The organism is Pseudomonas fluorescens (assembly GCF_004683905.1).
GTDB lineage: Bacteria > Pseudomonadota > Gammaproteobacteria > Pseudomonadales > Pseudomonadaceae > Aquipseudomonas > Aquipseudomonas putida_A.
In genome coordinates, this window is sequence record NZ_CP038438.1 from 2,282,715 (window position 1) to 2,303,350 (window position 20,636).

17 protein-coding genes are annotated in these 20,636 nt (G+C 61.5%); 10 read left to right on the top strand and 7 right to left on the bottom strand.

Going from position 1 to position 20,636, the window contains the following annotated elements; genetic code table 11:
* The first annotated feature begins 12 nt into the window (after window positions 1-12).
* Together E4T63_RS10250 and E4T63_RS10255 are read left to right on the top strand one after the other, a co-directional pair.
* Entirely contained in the window at window positions 13-285 is a 273-nt protein-coding gene (locus tag E4T63_RS10250) for an HU family DNA-binding protein (protein ID WP_008077714.1), read from the top strand.
* Window positions 286-521: 236 nt separating this feature from the next.
* The gene (locus E4T63_RS10255) at window positions 522-2,393 is read left to right on the top strand and encodes a SurA N-terminal domain-containing protein (protein WP_098968094.1); all 1,872 of its coding nucleotides are present in this window, start codon (window positions 522-524) and stop codon (window positions 2,391-2,393) included.
* A gap of 558 nt (window positions 2,394-2,951) precedes the next feature.
* On the opposite strand, the gene E4T63_RS10260 is transcribed toward E4T63_RS10255, so the two are convergent.
* Entirely contained in the window at window positions 2,952-4,145 is a 1,194-nt protein-coding gene (locus E4T63_RS10260; protein WP_135295399.1) for an MFS transporter, read from the bottom strand.
* A 120-nt stretch (window positions 4,146-4,265) separates the two neighbouring features.
* On the opposite strand from E4T63_RS10260, the gene E4T63_RS10265 reads away from it, so the two are divergent.
* The 3 genes from E4T63_RS10265 (at window position 4,266) to E4T63_RS28815 (ending at window position 6,524) form a co-directional block, all read left to right on the top strand.
* Window positions 4,266-5,165, top strand: coding sequence for a LysR family transcriptional regulator (locus tag E4T63_RS10265; RefSeq protein ID WP_134785960.1), 900 nt, complete (start codon window positions 4,266-4,268; stop codon window positions 5,163-5,165).
* A 91-nt stretch (window positions 5,166-5,256) separates the two neighbouring features.
* Entirely contained in the window at window positions 5,257-6,144 is an 888-nt protein-coding gene (locus E4T63_RS10270) for a DUF2242 domain-containing protein (RefSeq protein ID WP_098968097.1), read from the top strand.
* A gap of 251 nt (window positions 6,145-6,395) precedes the next feature.
* Window positions 6,396-6,524 (top strand): hypothetical protein, encoded by a 129-nt coding sequence (locus E4T63_RS28815; protein ID WP_256662080.1) that lies wholly within the window; start codon window positions 6,396-6,398, stop codon window positions 6,522-6,524.
* Window positions 6,525-6,528: 4 nt separating this feature from the next.
* Here E4T63_RS28815 and E4T63_RS10275 read toward each other — a convergent pair whose 3' ends face one another.
* Window positions 6,529-7,569: an AraC family transcriptional regulator gene (locus E4T63_RS10275; RefSeq protein ID WP_134785962.1), complete on the bottom strand. Its 1,041-nt coding sequence runs from the start codon at window positions 7,567-7,569 to the stop codon at window positions 6,529-6,531.
* A 3-nt stretch (window positions 7,570-7,572) separates the two neighbouring features.
* A complete protein-coding gene (locus E4T63_RS10280) occupies window positions 7,573-8,703 on the bottom strand; it encodes a carbon-nitrogen hydrolase family protein (protein WP_103369259.1) in 1,131 nt (376 codons plus the stop codon).
* Between the two features lie 206 nt (window positions 8,704-8,909).
* Between E4T63_RS10280 and E4T63_RS10285 the strand changes: the two genes are divergently transcribed.
* Both E4T63_RS10285 and E4T63_RS10295 read left to right on the top strand, forming a co-directional pair.
* A complete protein-coding gene (locus E4T63_RS10285; protein ID WP_098968100.1) occupies window positions 8,910-10,949 on the top strand; it encodes an FAD-dependent oxidoreductase in 2,040 nt (679 codons plus the stop codon).
* A gap of 227 nt (window positions 10,950-11,176) precedes the next feature.
* Entirely contained in the window at window positions 11,177-12,100 is a 924-nt protein-coding gene (locus E4T63_RS10295) for a 1-aminocyclopropane-1-carboxylate deaminase/D-cysteine desulfhydrase (protein WP_135295400.1), read from the top strand.
* Between the two features lie 126 nt (window positions 12,101-12,226).
* Here E4T63_RS10295 and E4T63_RS10300 read toward each other — a convergent pair whose 3' ends face one another.
* From E4T63_RS10300 to E4T63_RS10315, 3 genes are all read right to left on the bottom strand, one after another.
* Entirely contained in the window at window positions 12,227-12,781 is a 555-nt protein-coding gene (locus tag E4T63_RS10300; protein WP_098968102.1) for a cytochrome b, read from the bottom strand.
* Between the two features lie 194 nt (window positions 12,782-12,975).
* The gene (gene phnX / locus E4T63_RS10305) at window positions 12,976-13,803 is read right to left on the bottom strand and encodes a phosphonoacetaldehyde hydrolase (RefSeq protein ID WP_007961173.1); all 828 of its coding nucleotides are present in this window, start codon (window positions 13,801-13,803) and stop codon (window positions 12,976-12,978) included.
* A 143-nt stretch (window positions 13,804-13,946) separates the two neighbouring features.
* Entirely contained in the window at window positions 13,947-15,056 is a 1,110-nt protein-coding gene (locus E4T63_RS10315) for a 2-aminoethylphosphonate--pyruvate transaminase (RefSeq protein ID WP_135295401.1), read from the bottom strand.
* A gap of 113 nt (window positions 15,057-15,169) precedes the next feature.
* Between E4T63_RS10315 and E4T63_RS10320 the strand changes: the two genes are divergently transcribed.
* Window positions 15,170-16,030, top strand: a complete 861-nt coding sequence (locus E4T63_RS10320) for a LysR substrate-binding domain-containing protein (protein ID WP_135295402.1) — start codon at window positions 15,170-15,172, stop codon at window positions 16,028-16,030.
* 122 nt (window positions 16,031-16,152) lie between these two features.
* On the opposite strand, the gene E4T63_RS10325 is transcribed toward E4T63_RS10320, so the two are convergent.
* Window positions 16,153-17,025, bottom strand: coding sequence for a LysR family transcriptional regulator (locus E4T63_RS10325; RefSeq protein WP_135295403.1), 873 nt, complete (start codon window positions 17,023-17,025; stop codon window positions 16,153-16,155).
* 269 nt (window positions 17,026-17,294) lie between these two features.
* Here E4T63_RS10325 and E4T63_RS10330 point away from each other — a divergent pair, with 269 nt between their 5' ends.
* Window positions 17,295-18,620 carry an MFS transporter gene (locus tag E4T63_RS10330; protein WP_027614598.1) on the top strand — a complete coding sequence of 442 codons (1,326 nt, stop codon included), beginning with the start codon at window positions 17,295-17,297 and terminating at the stop codon, window positions 18,618-18,620.
* A gap of 71 nt (window positions 18,621-18,691) precedes the next feature.
* Entirely contained in the window at window positions 18,692-20,083 is a 1,392-nt protein-coding gene (locus E4T63_RS10335) for an FAD-dependent oxidoreductase (RefSeq protein ID WP_098968105.1), read from the top strand.
* Window positions 20,084-20,636 lie beyond the last annotated feature (553 nt).

Below are 20,636 nucleotides of genomic sequence, written 5' to 3' on the forward strand. Positions count from 1 at the left end.
AGGGGACTTAGAGTGAACAAGTCGGAACTGATTGATGCTATCGCTGCATCCGCTGATATCCCGAAAGCTGCTGCTGGCCGTGCGCTGGACGCTGTAATCGAATCCGTCACTGGCGCTCTCAAGGCTGGCGACTCCGTTGTTCTGGTTGGTTTCGGCACTTTCTCCGTGACTGATCGTCCAGCTCGCGTTGGTCGTAACCCACAGACCGGCAAGACGCTGCAAATCGCTGCTGCTAAAAAGCCAGGTTTCAAAGCCGGTAAAGCACTGAAAGAAGCTGTTAACTAAGTTAGTTTGTTTCAGGTTTTTACCCATCCGGGTCGGGGTCATGCCTGACTTGGCAGCGGAGCGGTAGAGCAGGTCGCTGGAACAGCCGCCTGTAACGCCGGGATCGAGGGTTCGAGCCCTGTCCGCTCCGCCAGTTACGAGAAGGCGCATCCTCGGATGCGCCTTTCTTCTATCCGGATTCTACCCACGCTCCACGGTTGCCTAATTTTTGAAGTTCAACCGTTTCTGGGGGACGCATGCTGCAGAATATCAGGGACAATTCACAAGGCTGGATTGCCAAGACCATTATCGGGGTCATCGTTGCACTGATGGCTCTGACCGGTTTCGATGCCATTTTCAAGGCCACGACGCACACCAACGATGCGGCCAAGGTCAATGGTGAAGAAATCAGCCAGAACGAGCTGAGCCAGGCCGTTGACATGCAACGCCGTCAGCTGATGCAACAACTGGGCAAGGACTTCGATGCTTCCTTGCTTGACGAAAAAATGCTCCGCGAATCGGCCCTCAAGGGCCTGATCGATCGCAAGCTGCTGCTGCAAGGCGCAGAACAATCGAAATTCGCTTTCTCCGAAGGTGCACTGGATCAGGTGATCCTGCAGACCCCTGAATTCCAGGTGGACGGCAAGTTCAGCTCCGAGCGCTTCGACCAGGTGATTCGTCAACTGGGCTACACCCGCATGCAATTCCGCCAGATGCTGGCTCAGGAAATGCTGATCGGTCAGTTGCGCGCCGGTGTTGCCGGTAGCGGCTTCGTCACCGACGCCGAAGTGCTGGCATTTGCCCGTCTGGAAAAACAGACCCGCGATTTTGCTTCGCTGAACGTCAAGGCCGACCCGGCCGCGGTCAAGCTGACCGACGATGAGGTCAAGGCTTACTACGACGAGCACGCCAAGGAGTTCATGACCCCTGAGCAAGTGGTCGTCGATTATGTCGAGCTGAAGAAGTCTTCGTTCTTCGACCAGGTTGCGGTCAAGGATGAAGACCTGCAGGCGGCGTATCAGAAAGAGATCGCCAACCTGTCGGAACAGCGTCGTGCGGCGCACATCCTGATCGAAGTCAACGACAAGACCACCGACGCTCAGGCCAAGGCGAAGATCGAAGAAGTCCAGGCGCGTCTGGCCAAGGGCGAGAAATTCGAAGCGCTGGCCAAGGAGTTCTCGCAGGATCCGGGCTCGGCCAACAATGGCGGTGACCTCGGTTTTGCCGGTCCTGGCGTCTATGATCCAGCTTTCGAAAAAGCCCTGTACTCGCTGAACAAGGACCAGGTGTCCGAGCCGGTGCGTACCGACTTCGGTTACCACCTGATCAAGCTGCTGGGTGTTGAAGCGCCGGAAGTTCCGACCCTGGCCAGCCTGAAAGACAAGTTGACCCGCGAGCTGAAGACTCAACAGGTCGAGCAGCGTTTTGTCGAGGCGACCAAGCAACTGGAAGACTCGGCGTTCGAAGCGTCTGACCTGGCCCAGCCTGCGGCAGATCTGAAACTGACTGTGCACACCTCCAAGCCGTTCGGCCGTGAAGGTGGCGAAGGCATCGCCGCCAACCGCGCGGTGGTGACGGCTGCGTTCAGTCAGGAAGTGCTGGAAGAAAACGCCAACAGCACCGGTATCGAGCTGGACCCGGAAACCGTGGTCGTGCTGCGCGCCAAGGAACATCTGAAGCCTGAGCAGTTGCCACTCGAAGCGGTGAACACGGCGATCCGTGCCCAACTGACCAAAGAGCACGCCAGCGCTGCGGCCAAGACCAAGGCTGACCAGTTGATTGCTGGTCTGCGCGATGGCAAGACTGCACTGGACAAGGCGGTTGACGGCCAGAACTGGAAGGTTGTGACGGCGGCGACCCGTGCTCAGGAAGGGGTTGACCCGACTGTGCTGCAGGCGTTGTTCCGCATGCCGAAACCGGCAGCCAAGGGCAAGCCGACGTTCAGCAGCGTGACCTTGCAGGACGGTAGTCTGATGATTGTGCGTCTGGACGGTGTGAATGAAGCAGTAGCGCCGACTGATGAAGAGAAGGCGCAGTACCGTCGTTTCCTGGCTTCGCGTGAAGGTCAGCAGGATTTTGCGGCGTTCCGTAAGCAGTTGGAGAGTCAGGCGGACATCAAGCGGTATTGATGGTTGACTGAGTGGTAACAGGAAAGCCCCGATCTTATGGTCGGGGCTTTTTTATGGTTGAGATTTGGGTGTATATCCGTTGCTTCGGGTGCTGCCGCTGGCGGTTTCGCTCTTACAGCGAGTCACCTTTTCCAGACGCCGAAAAGGTAACCCAAAAGGCTTGGCCCCGGCGTTCGGCCCTCGCCGTGGCTCGGGTTCCTTCGTTACGGGATTCATCCGGGGGCATCGCCTCCGGTTTGCTTCGCTGCACCTCCTCTCGATGTGTTTGGCTTCGCCAAACGTCGCTGCGCTCCTTCCCCCGGATAAACCCCTTCACTCAGCCTGCCGATGGGGCCGGCACGGCAAGATCAAGAGCTTTCGGCGAGCTGACACTCCGCCATTTGAGTGGTGAAGAGCATGCGTTCGGCTTTTGCGCTACTGTGGGAGCTGGCCTGCCGGCGATGGCGGCCTACGAGCCGGCCTGTCTCTAACTGACTATCCGCAGATCAATTGTGGGAGCTGGCTTGCCAGCGAAGACGGCCGACTAGCCGCCCGGCCCCTCACAGACAAACATCCCAATCACACAAACCCATAGCCCCTCGCCCTCAGCACCGCACTCAAGGTCAAAACCAGCAACCCCACAACAATCCACGGAAAACCCCCAACCCCCAGACTCCCCAGCAGCAAACCACCCGCCAAACCACCCCCGGCAATTCCGACATTCCACAGGGTCACCAGCATCGATTGCGCCGTATCGGCAGCCTCTCCAGCGGTTTTCGCCGAGGCAGTCTGCAGCAGCGAAGGCATCGCACCAAACGCCAGTCCCCACACGGCGACGGCGAGGTAGACCACGGTCGCCGATTCTCGCCACAGGCCCAAGGCGATGGCGGAGAGCATGAACAGCAGCGTGCTGATCAGCATCAGTTCGCGCAGCCAGTGATCGATCAGGCTGCCGACGATCCACAGGCTCAGCACTGAGGCCAGGCCGAACACCAGCAGCACCCGGTCGATATCGCTGGCCAGTCCCGACGGTTGCAGGAATGGCGCGATGTAGGTGTACAGCAGGTTGTGGGCGATCACGTAGGTCAAGGTCACGAACAACACCGAGCGTACGCCGGGCAGGGTGAAGACCTGATGTAGGGGCAGGCGTTTTCCTGCGTGTTCTCCGGCAAAGTCCGGCACTTGCCAGCGCACCCAGATCACCAGCAACAGCGTCAGCGCAGTCATGATGGCGAAGCTCAGGCGCCAGCCGACCAGCGTGCCGAGCAGTGTTCCCGCCGGGATGCCCAGCGAGAGTGCCAGTGGCGCGCCAAGCATGGCGACGGTGATTGCCCGGCCTTGCAGGTGTGGGGCAACCATGCGGCTGGCGTAGCCTGCCAGCAACGCCCACAGCAGCCCGGCAAATATCCCGGCGAGCAAGCGTGCGGTCAAAGTCAGCCAGTACCATTCCGACAGGGCGGTGATGCTGTTGGCGATGGCGAAGCCGCCGATGGCTGACAGCAGCAATGGCCGACGACGCCAGCTGCGGGTGACGATGGTCAGCGGGATGGCGGCGAGCATCGAGCCAATCGCGTACAGGGTGACCAGTTGCCCGATCAGTGCCTGGGAGACATTCAGCCCCGCGCTCATTTGTGGCAGCAGGCCGGCGGGCATGGCTTCGGTCAGCACCGTGATGAAGCCGGCGGTAGCCAGCGCCAGCAGGGCGCCGAGGGGTAATCGGTCGCGGGTGTCGACTGGCTGGGTGAGGACCGAGGTCAGTTGTGCGTCGTTCATGAGTCAGCGTCCATGTGCCGAAGTGGGTGAAGGCCATAGGCTAGGGCGCTGCGCATTGGAAAAAAATGGGTTACGGTTCCGAACATATCGGACATGGATGTCGTGAATCGGAGGTGTGGAATGGACAGTCTGGGCAGTATTTCGGTGTTTGTTCAAGTCGCCGAGACCCGCAGTTTTACCGAGGCTGGGCGGCTGCAGGGCGTGTCGTCTTCAGCGGTGGGCAAAAGTATCGCCCGGCTGGAGGCGCGATTGGGCGTGCGGCTGTTTCATCGCACTACCCGCAGCATCACCCTGACCAGCGAGGGCGCGCTGTTCCTCGCACGCTGTCGCAAAATTCTTGCCGAGGTGGAAGCCGCCGAGTTCGAACTTTGCGATTCCGCCTCCCAGCCCCATGGCAAACTGCGCATCAGCCTGCCGCAGGTGCACGGCCTGGTAATGCCGGTGATGAATGAGTTCATGGCGCTGTACCCGCAGATCGAGCTGGATCTGGACCTGACTGATCGCATGGTCGACGTGGTTGAGGAGGGCTTTGATGCGGTGATTCGTACCGGTCAACCACGTGATTCACGGCTGATGGCGCGGCCCTTGGGCGAGTTTCACATGGTGCTGGTGGCGAGCCCGTTGTATCTGCGGGAGCACGGCGTGCCGCAAATTCCCGCCGATCTGGCGGAGCACGCCTGCTTGCGGCACACCTTTCATGCCACTGGCAAGCTGGAGCCATGGCCATTGATTGGCGAGGAGGGCGCGCCGGAGCCGAGCTTGCCGACGCGGCTGGTCACTACCTCCATCGAAGCCGTCCATCATGCGGCGCTGGCAGGGATGGGTATCGCCTGCCTGCCGGATTTCATGACCCATGAGGATGTGGCGCAGGGGCGCTTGCAGCGAGTGCTGGATGCCTATATGCAGCACACCGGTCAGTTCTGGGTATTGTGGCCCTCCAGTCGCCATGCCACCGCCAAATTGCGCGTCTTCATCGATCACTTGTCGCTGCGACTTTTTCCGGCAATCAAGGGTCAATAGGGTTGTAACGGCTTTAAGACACAATCCATGCGCCGCAGGGCCACGTTCTGTTGCACAATACGCCCCGGACTGTTTTTCCTCAGGATGTTCAATGTTGATTTCAACTCCCATGCGTGTCGTTGGGTTGGCGCTGTTGTTGACCGCTGTTGCTGGCTGTTCGAAGGACAAGCCGATCTATGAGCATGAGAACTTCGATGATTCCGGCACGTTCTCGCGCAATTATCCGGTGGCCGACACCGCGAGTTGCGAGGCGGCCCGTCGTGCGTTGCTCAGCCAGGGCTACATCATCACCAGCAGTGACCCGAAACTGATCAGTGGCCACAAAAGCTTCCAGCAAACCGGTGAAACCCACATGGAGATCAGCTTCAATGTGGTGTGTACCGAAGATGGCAGCTCCAAGCACCATGCCACGGTGTTCGCCAATGCCCTGCAGGATCGCTATGCGCTGAAGAAGACCAACAACTCCGCCAGTCTCGGGGTTGGCGTATTGGGTTCGGTGTCGATGCCGATCGGCTCATCCGACGATTCGATGGTCAAGGTGGCCAGTGAGACCGTGACCTCGCAGAAGTTCTACGAGCGGTTCTTCACGCTGGTTGAGTTGTTCCTGCCAGCCGATGCGAAGAAAGCCGCGCACATCGAAGAAAAACCCAAGACCGATCTCGGTGTGCCTGAGCCCAAGCCTGCCGCTGTAGCGCCGGTTACACCTGCACCGGCGGTAGAGGCAACGCCTGCACCGCCGCCAGCCGGGATTGTCGAGCCTGCCCAAAACATGACGCCGGCAGCCCCGGCAGCGACCCCGGCCCCCGCTCCGGTTGCGCCGACGCCAACGGGTTCTGAGCCAGTGGTGCCGCCGGCCGAGTCAGCGCCGATCACCCCGGCACCGAGTGCAGAGCCTGCACCGGCTACCGAAACGATCACGCCGCCGGCCAACCCGACCAATATCCCGCCGCCATCGGAGCCGATTCCGGCGATGCAGTAACACACACACATCCCATGTGGGAGCGGGCTTGCTCGCGAAAGCGGAGTATCAGTCAATGTATATGTTGATTGACACTGCGCTTTCGCGAGCAAGCCCGCTCCCACATTTGTTTTGTGGTGTACTCAAATCTCGTTACATTCCCCCGACAAAAATCCTGCGATAAATTCCTGACCACCTGCTACGTTTTATTCATGAAGGCGGGATGTCACTTTTCCTTCATACGGGCACGATAGGCTCGAGGCACTGGTCAGTTGATCGGGCTATTTTCAAACGGGCAGCAGGGGGATCACACGATGGACGACTATCAAGAAGAACTGCTCGAATACCAGGCGTATGAACTGGATCAGCCAGAGCCGGCCGAAGACGCCACCGAGTTGTAAGGTGTCAGGCGGTTTTGCGGTGACTGCGGCGAAACTCGCCGGGGGTCTGGCCGCTCCAGCGCTTGAAGGCGCGTTGAAACGCCTCGGCTGAAGCAAAGCCCAGCAGGTAGGCGATCTCGCCGAACGCCAGTTCGGTGTCGCGGATGTAGGTCATCGCCAGATCACGGCGGGTGTCATTGAGGATCGCGCGAAACTGCGTGCCTTCCTCGGCCAGTTTGCGCCGCAAGGTCCAGGTCGGCAGCTTCAGGCGCGCCGCCACTTCTTCCAGGTCGGGTTCCCGGCCACCATTGAGCAACGGCCCCAGCAGTTGAGTGATGCGTTCACGCAGGCTGCGGGTGCGGGTCAATTGCTCCAGTTCCCGTTCACACAATTGCAGCAGATGCCGCCAGGTACTCGGACAGTGCTCGGGATTACGCTGTGCGAGGCTGTTCAGGTTCAGGCGCAATTGATTGCGCTCAGCGCCGAACTGGATCGGGCAGTCGCCCAGCGCGTTGTAGGCGTCGCGGTAGTCCGGCGCGTCAAATTCGATCTCGATGCGCTCGGCGCGCAGTGGCTCGCGACCGACGCTGGACAGTTGATGCAACCAGCCGGCGATAATCGAATCCACTACAAAACGGTTATAGGCGTTGTACGGGCTGATCGAATAGAAGCGCAGCCACGCGCCATGAGCGTCTTCGTGAAAACTCGACTGCCCGCGATAGTTGGAGCCGTACAGCGGCTCGAAGCGGATCAGACAACGGGCGGCCTCGCGCACGGTCGGCGCCTGCGCGGCAGTGACCCCGGCGAGTCCGGCCTGACTCAAGCGGCTGAGCTGACCCATGCGCAAGCCCAGTGCCGGATCGCCGGTCAACTGAATCGCGCTGTGCCCCAGACGCATGTAGCGCGGAATCGACAACCGCGCGCCGGCCTCGGCCAGTCGCGCAGCATCCAGCCCATATTGTTCGAGCAGCGGTTGCGGATCGGCACCTTGGCTGCGCACGGCATCAGCGAGGCTGTGCACGAAACCTACCGACAGATCCCCCAGACGCATCGGCAGCGGCTTCATGGCTTACAACCAGATGTTCAGCAGACGCGCGCCACGGGCTTCGCCATCGGCGAATTGCTGGCCGTTGCTGCTGAGGAAGCTTTGCCCCGAACCGGGCTTGTCCCAGAACTGGCCGCGCAGGAACACGCTCATGCCGGCGATCGCACGGCTGCTCGGTGGCTGTGCGGTCAGTGTCAGGCGATGCCAGGCCTGACCTTCACTGATTTCTCCGGGCTTGAGGCTGACCGACCCCGGTGTACTCGAACCCTTATAGCCGGCCCACGGCTGATTCCAGGCGTCGTGGCCGACGACGAAGGCCGGCACCGCCACCAGTTGCGCGCCTTGCTCGTCGAGTCGGCGATAGTTGTCGGGGTACCAGCTGTCGCTGCCGATCAGCACACCCAGACGCCCGGCCGGGGTCTCGATCACGTTGATTGCATGCTCGTCTTCGCTATTGATCACGTCGCGCTGTTCGAAGATCGGGTGCATCTGCCGCTGGGGCTGGCCCAACGGCACACCATCACGGCCGAACACCACGCTGCTGTTGAACAGCGCGCCGCTGCCGGGCTTGAGCTGGCCGTCGCGGATGCTCGGTTCGGGCAGGACGATGGAACCGGCCACCAGTGTGACGTGGAATTCCTTGGCCAGACCACCGAATAACGTCTGGTAATCCTTGGCCATGGCTTTGGACTTCATGCGCAGGTGCGCGTCGTCGAGGCGATTTTCGCCCTTGGCAGTGAGCCAGGCGCGGGCGAACAGCAACGGATTGCTCGCCGCCAGCCAGTTCATCGCTTCGACGAGGGTCGGCGCCTGGTAGAGCTCGTCTTTCTCGCCGCTGATCATCAGCCAGGTGCCGACATGCTCGGGCAGTACCACCACGGTTTTTTCGTTGAGCAGCCCCTGATCCTGTGCCTGCTGCAGATAGGCCGCGAGTTTGCGGTGCAGGCGCTCGGGGCTTTGGTAGTCGGTGGGAAACAGTTCCGGCTGGATGCCCAGCAGATTGCCACGGTCGGCGGGCGTGCCCTGATCGACCGCCAGTTTGATGCGCAGGTCCGACAGGTAATGCCCCGCCGGCCGGTCCGCCGCCCACATGGCGTAGGTGGTCAGGGCGGCAACGATGGCCATGGAGAAAAACAGATACAGAAGTTTGCGCATGAAAACCAACAACAGCCGGGTACAGGGTGTGGCGACTAGGGTAGGGCGCATACCTGCGCTTGCCAAGGGGCGCTGCGCATTTGGATCAATAAGTTGTCAGTTTCGGTCATTGAGTGACAGCAGTGCGACTCTTAGTCTGTCGAACATGACTGACGGGGGACGCAGAGCTCCCGCAATTTCCGTGATCGCACGTTGTGGAGTTACCGATGACCGCCGCTCATTACCCGCACCTGTTGGCCCCGCTGGACCTGGGATTCACCACGCTGCGCAACCGCACCCTGATGGGCTCGATGCACACCGGCCTTGAAGAGAAACCGGGTGGCTTCGAACGCATGGCGGCGTACTTCGCCGAGCGTGCCCGTGGCGGTGTCGGCCTGATGGTCACTGGCGGTATCGGCCCGAACGACGAGGGCGGCGTGTACTCCGGCGCAGCCAAACTGACCACCGAGGAAGAAGCGCTCAAGCACCGCATCGTCACTCGCGCAGTGCATGAGGCGGGCGGCAAGATCTGCATGCAGATCCTCCACGCCGGGCGTTATGCCTACAGCCCGAAACAGGTCGCGCCGAGTGCGATTCAGGCGCCGATCAACCCGTTCAAGCCCAAAGAGCTGGACGAGGAGGGCATCGAGAAACAGATCAGCGATTTCGTCACCTGCTCGGTACTGGCGCAGAGCGCCGAGTATGACGGTGTGGAAATCATGGGCTCTGAAGGTTATTTCATTAACCAGTTCCTCGCTGCGCACACCAACCACCGCACCGACCGCTGGGGCGGCAGCTATGAAAACCGTATGCGCCTGCCGGTGGAAATCGTCCGCCGCGTGCGCGAAGCAGTCGGCCCGAACTTCATCATCATTTTCCGTTTGTCGATGCTTGATCTGGTCGAGGGCGGCAGCAGCTGGGAAGAGATCGTGACCCTGGCCAAAGCCATCGAGCAGGCCGGCGCGACCATCATCAACACTGGCATCGGCTGGCACGAAGCGCGGATCCCGACCATCGCCACCAAGGTGCCGCGCGCGGCGTTCAGCAAGGTCACCGCCAAATTGCGTGGTTCGGTGAACATTCCGCTGATCACCACCAACCGCATCAACACCCCGGAAATCGCCGAGCAGATTCTCGCTGAAGGCGATGCCGACATGGTCTCGATGGCACGGCCGTTCCTCGCCGATCCGGACTTCGTCAACAAAGCTGCAGAAGGCCGCGCTGACGAAATCAACACCTGCATCGGTTGCAACCAGGCGTGCCTCGATCACACCTTCGGCGGCAAGCTCACCAGTTGCCTGGTCAACCCGCGTGCCTGCCATGAAACCGAGCTCAACTATCTGCCGGTGCAACAGATCAAGAAGATCGCCGTGGTCGGTGCCGGCCCTGCCGGTCTGTCCGCTGCGACCGTGGCCGCCGAGCGCGGGCATCAGGTGACCTTGTTCGATTCCGCCAGCGAAATTGGCGGCCAGTTCAACATCGCCAAGCGTGTGCCGGGCAAGGAAGAATTCTTCGAAACCCTGCGCTACTTCAAGCGCAAGCTGCAGACCACGAATGTCGAGGTGTGCCTGAACACCCGTGTCGACGTGGCGAAGCTGGTCGAGGGCGGTTACGACGAAATCATCCTCGCCACCGGCATCGCGCCGCGTGTGCCGGCGATTCCGGGCGTGGAGAATGCCAAGGTGCTGAGCTACCTGGACGTGATCCTCGAGCGCAAACCGGTGGGCAAGCGCGTCGCGGTGATTGGCGCGGGCGGCATCGGTTTCGATGTCTCGGAATTCCTTGTGCACGAAGGCGTGGCCACCAGTCTGGATCGCACCGCGTTCTGGAAAGAGTGGGGCATCGACACCCATCTGGAAGCCCGTGGTGGCGTGGCCGGGATCAAAGCAGCGCCGCACGCGCCGGCTCGCGAAGTGTTCCTGTTGCAGCGCAAGAAAACCAAGGTCGGTGATGGTCTGGGCAAGACCACTGGCTGGATTCACCGCACCGGTCTGAAGAACAAGCAGGTACAGATGCTCAACAGCGTCGAATACCTGAAAATCGACGACGAAGGCCTGCACATCCGCATCGGCGAAACCGGCGAGCCGCAAGTGCTGGCGGTGGACAACATCGTGATCTGCGCCGGCCAGGATCCACTGCGCGATCTGCAGGAAGGTCTGGTCGCGGCGGGGCAGAATGTGCACTTGATCGGCGGCGCCGATGTGGCGGCGGAGCTGGATGCCAAGCGCGCGATCAACCAGGGTTCGCGTCTGGCTGCTGAACTCTAAGCCCCACAAATCTCCAATGTGGGAGCGGGCTTGCTCGCGAAGGCGTCGTGTCAGTTGACCTATGCAATGACTGACAGACCGCATTCGCGAGCAAGCCCGCTCCCACAGTAGATTTGTGGTGTTCGCAGAATTTATGCATGCCGCGGATCCTGTAGGAGTGAGCCTGCTCGCGATGGCGTCCTGTGAGCGACTAGAATGCCGGCTCTGCCTCGAATGATCAGTCGCCCATGCTTCTTCCTCCCGCCAACTGGCTACCCCAAGCCCCCCTCGAATTGCTTCAACTCGACTGGCTCACCAACGCCGGAATCGAGGTCGCCATCCTGCGTCTGGACCAGATCGACCCGCTGATCAGTGGCAACAAGTGGTTCAAACTCGTTGAGCACCTCAAGGCCGCCGATCGCGCCGGGGCGCGAGGCATCATCAGCCTTGGTGGCGCGCATTCCAATCATCTGCATGCGCTGGCGGCGGCTGGCAAGCGTCTGGGTTTCGAAACCGTTGGGCTGTTGCGTGGCCATCCACAGCAGACGCCCACGGTTGAGGACCTGCAGGCGTTCGGCATGCAACTGCACTGGCTCGGTTACGGTGGCTATCGGGCGCGGCATGAGCCCGGATTCTGGGAGCCTTGGCAGGCGCAGTTCCCGAATCTGCACGCAGTGCCAGAGGGTGGCGGCGGATTGGCCGGTGCCTTGGGCTGCAAAGCGCTCAAGGAGCAGGTGATCACGCAACTGAACAATCTGGGCTGGAGCGATTTCCACGGCTGGTGGCTGGCCTGCGGCACCGGGACGACCCTGGCAGGGCTGGTGCTCGCCGAGGCGGGTGCACATCCGGTGTACGGTGCGCTGGCGGTGCCGGAGGATCATGGCGTGGCACCGCAGGTTGAGGCGATTGTTCGGGAGTCGGGGCTTGCTGTGGCGGACTACGCGTTGTTCGACGCGAGCCGCGGTGGGTTCGCCAAGGTCGATCCGGTGTTGCTTGAGTTCATCGAGAGCACTGAGCGCAGTAGCGGCGTTCCGCTGGAGCCGCTGTACACCGGCAAGGCGTTATTGGCGCTGAAGCAGCAGGTTGAAGCGGGCAGGTTCGAGCACGGCACGCGGCTGATCTTCTTGCATACCGGAGGCTTGCAGGGGCGCCGCGGATTCACCAGGATTTAGCGTGAATGGTTTTGTAGCGAGGGGATTCATCCCCGATGGGCGGCGCAGCAGCCCTTTCTTTCAGGGCCGCTACGCGCCCCATCGGGGATGAATCCCCTCACCACAAGGCATGGACAAAACTGGGCCTCAGCGTTCCGCGCGCTTGGGCATCATCCGCAGCAAGGTGTTATCGCCCACCACATAATGGTGATAAAGCCCCGCCAGCGCATGCAGGCCGATCAGCCAGTAGCCGATATTGCCGATCAACACGTGCCAGTGCTCAACCTGCTTGGCGAAGGCCTTGTCTTCATGAACCAGCAATGGCAGATCGAAACCGTAGAACATCACCTGATGCCCCTCGGCGCTGGTAATCAGCCAGCCAAGAATCGGCATGCTGATCATGAACAGGTACAACAACCAGTGCATCACCCGCGCCAGCAGGGTTTGCCACTGCGGCGAGGCCGGGAAGATTTTCGGTGCCGGGCCGATGCTGCGCGCTACGAGGCGAAACCACACCAGCACGAACACGGTCAGGCCGAGCATGTAGTGCACTTCGCGGATCAGCGTGCGACCGCCACTGCCTTTGGGAAAGATCCCGCGTAGCTCCATGCTGGCGTATACCAGCACCAACAGGACCAGCATCAGCCAGTGCAACAGCACGGACACGGTGCTGTAGCGGGATTCGGAACTTGTCCACGGCATACGGTGTTTCCTCACAGATCAGGGTCGCCACGTGCCGTTCTTGTGCGACGGCATGCTTTAACTGTAATCCGCTTTGGCGGATTTGCCTGAGGCTGATCGGAGTTTCACTGCGCTGACTCAAGGCTTCAGCCATAAAAAAAACGCCAGCGTCGCGAAGACCCTGGCGTTTTTTGTTGTTTTGACAAAAGAAGCAATCAGCTCGATTGCGGCATCTCACCGTTGGCCAGACGCTTGTTGATGTCGGCAATCACTTCCGGCAGGTCGCTGATGGTGTCGATCATGTAATGCGGGCGCGAATCGGCGAACAGCGCGTGGATGCGTTTACGTTCGCTGGCCAGTTCGTCGCTGCCCAGCGCCCGGTAGCCGGCGTAATCCAGGCCCAGCGCGTTGCCCGAGCAGATCAGCGCCACGGTCCACATCCCGGCGCGACGGCCTTCGAGGATGCCCGGCACGGTGTCGTCGATCTTCACGCAGGCCGCGACATCATCGATGCCCAACGCAATCACGTTGGCCAGAGCCTGGGCCGGCCATGGGCGACCGTTCGGCACTTCGTCGGTGGCGACCACGTGGTCGGCAACGTAGCCGTTAGTGGCAGCGAGGGCCACAACCTTGTCCATCACCTGTTTCGGGTAGCCGGAGCAGGAACCGATCTTGATCCCTTGCTGACGCAGGTTGGCAATGGTTTCCAGCGCGCCGGGAATCAGCGCCGAGTGCTCGGCGATCTTCTCGATCTGCAGCGGCATGAAGCGGTTGTAGATCGCGGTCACGTCGTCGTCGGTCGGGGTGCGGCCGAACGCTTTGCGATAACGCTCGGCGACCTGCGGCTGATCGCACAGGGTACGAATGTGATCCCACTTGCCCATGCCCATCGGGCCACGGGCTTCTTCGATGGACACCTGAACGTCGAACTCGGCGAAGGCTTCGACGAAGATCTGCGTCGGTGCGAACGAGCCGAAATCGACCACGGTGCCGGCCCAGTCGAGGATCGCGGCTTGCAGCTTGCTTGGGTTGGTGTAGTTCATGGCAATCAATTCCTGAGTTGGCAATACGGTTCAAAACTGTGGGAGCGGGCTTGCTCGCGAATGCGGCGGCACATTCAACATTGATGGCGGCTGACACTCCGCCTTCGCGAGCAAGCCCGCTCCCACAGGGGATTAGTGGTGTTTCAGATATCGAGGACTTCCATCTCGCGCAGCACTTCACCCACTGCTGCCACGGCCTGGCGCATTTCGTCCGGGTTGACGTGGCCGATGCAGCCGACGCGGAAGGTTTCGACCTGGGTCAGTTTGCCGGGGTAGAGGATGTAACCCTTGGCCTTGACCCGTTCGTAGAAGTCCTTGAACTGGTAACGCGGGTCTTGCGGGGCATGGAAGGTGGCGATGATCGGGGCCTGGATCGCTGCCGGCAGGAAGCTGCGCAGGCCGAGCTTGCCCATCTCTTCCATCAGCGCCTGACAGTTGGCGGCGTAGCGCGCATGGCGAGCGGGCAGGCCACCTTCTTCGTTGTATTGCAACAACGCTTCGTGCAGCGCCGCGACCACGTGGGTCGGCGGGGTGAAGCGCCACTGGCCGGTCTTCTGCATATACGTGTGCTGGTCATACAGGTCCATCGCCAGCGAATGCGAGTTGCCGGCCGCTGCTGCCAGTGATTCCTTGCGAGCGAAGACAAAACCCATCCCCGGCACGCCTTCCAGACACTTGCCCGAGGCGGCGATCAGCGCATCGAACGGGACTTTTTGCGCGTCCACTGGCAACGCGCCGAACGAGCTCATGGCATCGATGATCAGGCGCTTGCCGTGTTGCGCGACGACCTCGGCGATTTCCGGCAACGGGTTGAGGATGCCGGTGCTGGTTTCGCAGTGGATCAGCGCGACATGGGTGATGTCGCCATCGGCGCGCAGCAGGCGGTCGACGTCGGCAGCGGTGGTCGGTTCGTCTTCGGCGGTTTCGAAGGTGCTGAACGAGCGGCCGAGCACTTCGCAGATCTTCGCCAGACGCTTGCCGTAGGCACCGTTGATCAGCACCAGCACCTTGCCGTCACGCGGCACCAGCGTGCCGATGGCCGCTTCGACAGCGAAGGTGCCGCTGCCCTGCAATGGCACGCAGTGGTGAGTGGCGGCGCCATTGAGGATCGCCAGCAATTGCTCGCAGAGGCTGGCGGTCAGTTGGTTGAAGCGGTCATCCCATGACCCCCAGTCGATCATCATTGCCTGGCGGGTGCGGGCCGACGTGGTCAACGGGCCGGGAGTGAGCAGGATGGGTGCGGCAGTACTCATTCGTGTGTCCTCGCGATAGCGCTGTGGGATGAAGCTACGGGGCATACGTTGCAATTCGGCGGTCTATCAATCAAATTGTTTGTTGTTATGCCAGCCATCAGTGAGGGTTATCCATGAATCTGTTCCAGCTGCGCGCCTTCGACGCCGTGGCCCGGGAAGGCAGCTTTACCCGCGCCGCGGCGCGCCTGTTCATCAGTCAGCCGGCGGTCACCGGACACATCAAGGCGCTGGAGGAGCACTACCAGATCACCTTGTTGCGTCGCACCGCACGCCGGGTGGAACTGACCGAGGAGGGCACCAAACTGGCGGCGATTACCCGCGCGATGTTCGGTTTGGCCGAAGAAGCGCAAACCCTGCTCGAAGCCAATCGTCAGTTGCTCACCGGGCGCCTCGAAGTGGCGGCGGACGGTCCGCACATGGTCATGCCGATGCTCGCCAGCCTGCGTGCGCGCTATCCTGGAATCACGGTGAACCTGCGTCTGGGCAATGCGCAGGAAACCCTCGCCGCGCTGTTGTCCGAGCATGCCGACGTGGCGGTGCTGACCGAGGTCGAACCGCGCAAGGGCCTGCATCTGCAAGCGTTGAGCGAATCGCGGATCTGCGCGCTGGTGCCGGCGGCGCATGCGTGGGCGCAGCGTGCCGGCGAAGTGAAGCTCAAGGAGCTGGATCAGGTGATCATGGTGCTGCGCGAGCCGAGTTCGATCACCCGGCGCACCTTTGATCAGGCCTGCAATCAGGCGGCGGTGCATCCGCGAGTGTTGCTGGAGCTGGACAGCCGTGAGGCGGTGACCGAAGCGGTGGCGGCGGAGCTGGGGGTGGGTGTGGTGTCGTCGGTGGAGGTCAGCCATGACCCGAGGGTGGTGGCGATTCCGATTGTCGGCGACGGGTTGGTCAATCGGCACATGATTGGCTGCATGGAGCGGCGGCGGGAGTTGCGCTTGATTCAGGCGTTCTTTGGTCTGGCGCCGGCCTGATACACCGTGTTGCTCCAATCGCGAGCAGGCTCACTCCTACAAGTGTTGTGGGGAGCACACAATGTTTGACCGACATAGATCCTCTGTAGGAGTGAGCCTGCTCGCGATGAGGCTAGGCCTGTTTACACCAGGCTCTCGCGCACCATATCGAGAAATGTCGCCACCACCCGCCGCGAACTCTGCTCGCGCAAGCACACCAGCGTCTCGGTCAATCGTCGGGTGCAATCGGTAATCGGCAACGCGCAGACTCGCGAATCCGCGCCAAACTCCGCCGCCGACACCACCCCCACACCGATCCCCACCACCACCGCCTCGCGCGCGGCTTCCCGGCCCTCGACCTGGATTGCCGGACGAATGCGAAAACCGGCGCGGGCCATTTCTTCTTCCAGAGTCTGGCGGGTTACCGAGCCGTGCTCGCGCAGCACCAGCGGCGTGTCATCGAGATCGGCCAGACAGATCGACTCGCGCTCGGCCCACGGGTGATGGCGCGAGACGAACGCCACCATCGGGTCGTTGCGTAGCGGCACGCACAGCAGACGTTCATCAGTGACATCGCGCCCGAGCAGCGCCAGATCGGCCTGATAGTTGAACAGGCGAAACAGCGATTCATCGGTGTTACCGGTCTCGATCTTCACGCTGATCCCCGGATACCGCTCGCAGAACCGCGCGATCTGCGGCAGCACGTGTATCGGTGCGTCCACTGCGAGAATCAGGCTGCCAGTCTGCAACGCCTGGGATTCCTGCAGCAGTTCCTGGGCTTCAGCCTCGATCACAAACAGCCGCTGAGTAATCGCCAGCAGCCGCTCACCGAGATCGGTCAGGCGCACCGAACGCTTGTTGCGATGGAACAGCAACACACCAAAGCGCTCTTCGAGTTTGCGCACCTGGTCGGAAATTGCCGGTTGCGTGAGAAAAAGCCGTTCGGCGGCTTTGGTAAAGCTTCCATGGACGGCCACGGCGTGGAAGGCTTTGAGCTGGGCGTGGGACACCGACATGCAGCCTCCAGTAACAAGCTGAGCTTATGTGTGAAATACGATAAATCGATTTTATTTATTAAACAGTAATTGCTTTGATCCGCTCACGCCAGCGCTGACTGTCCGCTCGGACAGCAGCGTCGGCGATGAGCCTGTGCGTGCAACAACAGGACTCATCTGACCGCTATCGCCATCAGGGATGGGGCGCTGGCGCAGTGCTCAACAATAAAAACACAGGCGTTTACTAAACGATTCTGCCGGCACACTCACACCCTGAGGTCAGAACCACAATGAACAAGCACATCGGCACCATTGCGCGTTGGCGCATGCAGATTTTCGCTGTCACCTGGCTCGCGTACGCCGCTTTCTATTTCACCCGCAAAGCATTTTCGGTGGCCAAACTGGGCATCGCCGAAGACCCGACCTTCATGCTCGACAAGATGGCCATGGCCAACCTCGATGCGATCTATCTGGCGGCCTACGCCATCGGCCAATTCACTTGGGGCATGCTTGCCGACCGTTTCGGCCCGAGGGTCGTGGTGCTTGGCGGGCTGCTGATTTCCGCTGGTGCGGCATTGGTGATGGGCAGTTTCGCGACCTTGCCGATCTTCGCCACTTGCATGCTGATCCAGGGGCTGGCGCAGTCCACCGGCTGGTCGGGATTGTGTAAAAACCTTGGGAGTTTCTTCCCGGCGCAGCAGCGTGGGCGGGTGCTCGGATTGTGGAGCTCCTGCTATGCGTTTGGCGGTCTGGTGGCCTCGCCGTTCGCCGGCTGGTGGGCGTATACGCTGATGGGCACCTGGCACGCGGCGTTCATTTCCAGCGCGGCCGTGGTCGCGGTGGTGGCGCTGTTGTTCTTCATTTTTCAGCGCAACAAACCGGAAGACGTCGGCCTGCCGGCGGTGGAGCCGGAGCCGGAACTCAGTGCCGCGGAAACCGAAGCCAACAGCAAGCTCAGCGTCTGGGAGCCGTTGAAGGAAATCCTGCGCAACCGCACGGTGCTGGTGCTGGGCCTGGCGTATTTCATGTTGAAACCGGCGCGTTACGCGATTCTGTTGTGGGGCCCGGTGATCGTCTTTGAGCAGATGCCGAGTGTCGGCAAGGTCGGCGCGGCGATCATTCCCACCTCGTTCGAACTGGCCGGGTTGCTCGGGCCGATCATGATCGGTCTGGCCTCGGACAAACTGTTCGGCGCCCGGCGCATGCCGGCCTGCGTCCTCAGTCTGCTGGCACTGACCGTAACGTTGGCGCTGTTCATGGGCGCGTTGCACACCGGCAGCGTGATGCTGGTGGTGGCGTTGCTGTTTGTCATGGGCCTGACCCTGTACGGGCCGGATTCGATGATCAGCGGCGCGGCCGCCATTGACTTCGGCAAGGCCAAGGCCGGCGCCACGGCGGCCGGCTTCGTCAACGGCTGCGGCTCGGTCGGCGCAGTGCTCGGCGGATTGCTGCCAGGTTACTTCGATTCGGTGACGGTGTTCATCGTCTTCGCCGGCTGCGCATTGTTCTCGGCGCTGGTGCTGATTCCGCACTGGAACAGCCGCCCGGTCGGGGTGATGGAACCGCGCGCGGCCATTCCCAATTGCCCACTGACCATCAAACCCCTGCGTAACTGAAAACCCTTGCCCTGCGGCCTGCTGCGGCGCTCGCGGCAGGCTGTGTCGTGGCCATCTGACTGGAGAATCCCATGCGACCGTTTTGGCTCGAACAGGCCTTGCAGGCCGATCCATCCGCGACGTGTCCGTCGCTGCAAGGCGAAGTGCGCAGCGACGTGTGCATCGTCGGCGGCGGCTACACCGGGTTGTGGACGGCGATCATGCTCAAGCAGCAGAACCCGGAACTCGACGTATTGCTGATCGAAGCCGACATCTGCGGCGCCGGTGCCAGTGGGCGCAACGGTGGGTGTGCGTTGTCGTGGTCGGCCAAGTATTTCACCCTCGAGCGGCTGTTCGGCGTCGAGGAGGCGGTGCGCCTGGTCAAGGAATCCGAGCGCAGCATCCACGCCATCGGCGCGTTCTGCGAACAGTTCGGCGTCGATGCCGATTACCGCCTCGACGGCACGCTGTACACCGCCACCAACCAGGCGCAGGTCGGTTCGACCGACGCCGTGATCACGGCGCTTGAGCGCAACGGCATCAACTCGTTCACCCAGCGTCCGCTGGCCGATGTGCAGCGCATGGCCGGTTCCAGCAAGCATCTGGAAGGCTGGTTCTCGCCAGCGGCAGCCAGTGTGCAGCCGGGCAAACTGGTGCGCGGGCTGCGTCGGGTGGCGTTACAACTGGGCGTGAAGATCCACGAGAACACGGCGATGACCGGCCTGGAGGAGGGCCGTCCGGCGCGCATTCACACCGCTGGCGGCTGCGTGATAGCCGACCGTGTGGTACTGGCGATGAATGCGTGGATGGCCCGGGCGTTTCCACAGTTCGAACGTAGCGTGGCGATTGTCTCCAGTGACATGCTGATCACCGAGCCGCGCCCGGATCTGCTGCAGGACATCGGTTTGACCAGCGGTGTCACGGTGCTCGATTCGCGGATTTTCGTGCACTACTACCACAACACGCCGGACGGCCGGATCATGCTTGGCAAGGGTGGTAACACGTTTGCGTATGGTGGGCGAATGTTGCCGGTGTTCGATCAGCCATCGCCCTATGCGGATTTGCTCAAGCGCAGTCTCGGCGACTTCTTCCCGGCGTTTGCCGATGTAAAGATCGACGCGACGTGGAACGGGCCGTCGGATCGCTCGGTTACCGGGTTGCCGTTTTTCGGGCAGATGAGTGCCAGTGGCAATGTGTTTTATGGTTTTGGTTATTCCGGCAGTGGCGTCGGGCCGTGTCACATGGGCGGGCAGATTCTTGCCTCGTTGGTGCAGGGGCTCGATAACCCCTGGACTCGTTCGCCGTTGGTGAACGGGCCGCTGGGGTATTTTCCGCCGGAGCCGATTCGGTATCTGGGGTCGTTGATGGTGCGTAATGCGATTCGGCGCAAGGAGCGGGCTGAGGATCATGGGCGGCGGCCGCGGCATCTGGATGTGCGGTTGGCGAGGTTTGCGGCGGCGGCGGGGAAGGCTGACAAGGGGTGATTGGGGGCTTTGATTTATGGGGGCATATCCGTTGCTGCGGTAACGGCTGCTTAGGGTTCCGCCCTTACGGCGGGTCACTTTTGCAGACGCCCAAAAGTAACCAAAAGGCTGGGCCCCGGCGTACGGCCCTCGCTTAGGCTCGGGTTCCTTCGCTCCGGGGTTCATCCGGGGGCATCGCCTCCGGTTTGCTTCGCTGCACCTCCTCTCGCTGTGTTTGGCTGCGCCAAACGGTCGCTGCGCTCCCACCCCCGGATAAACCCCTCCACTCAGCCTGCCGATGGGGCCGGCACGGCAAGATCAAGAGCTTTCGGCGAGCTCACACTCGGCCATTTGAGTGGTGAAAAGCATGCGCTTGGCTTTAGCTCCCTGTGGGAGCTGGCCTGCCAGCGAAGGCGGCCTACGAGCCGACCAGCCTCCAACTGCCCGCACCCAATCCAACTGTGAGAGCTGGCTTGCCAGCGATAGCAATCTCCCAGCCGACCAATCTCCAACAGCCCACACCCAATCCAACTGTGGGAGCTGGCTTGCCAGCGATAGCAATCTCCCAGCCGAC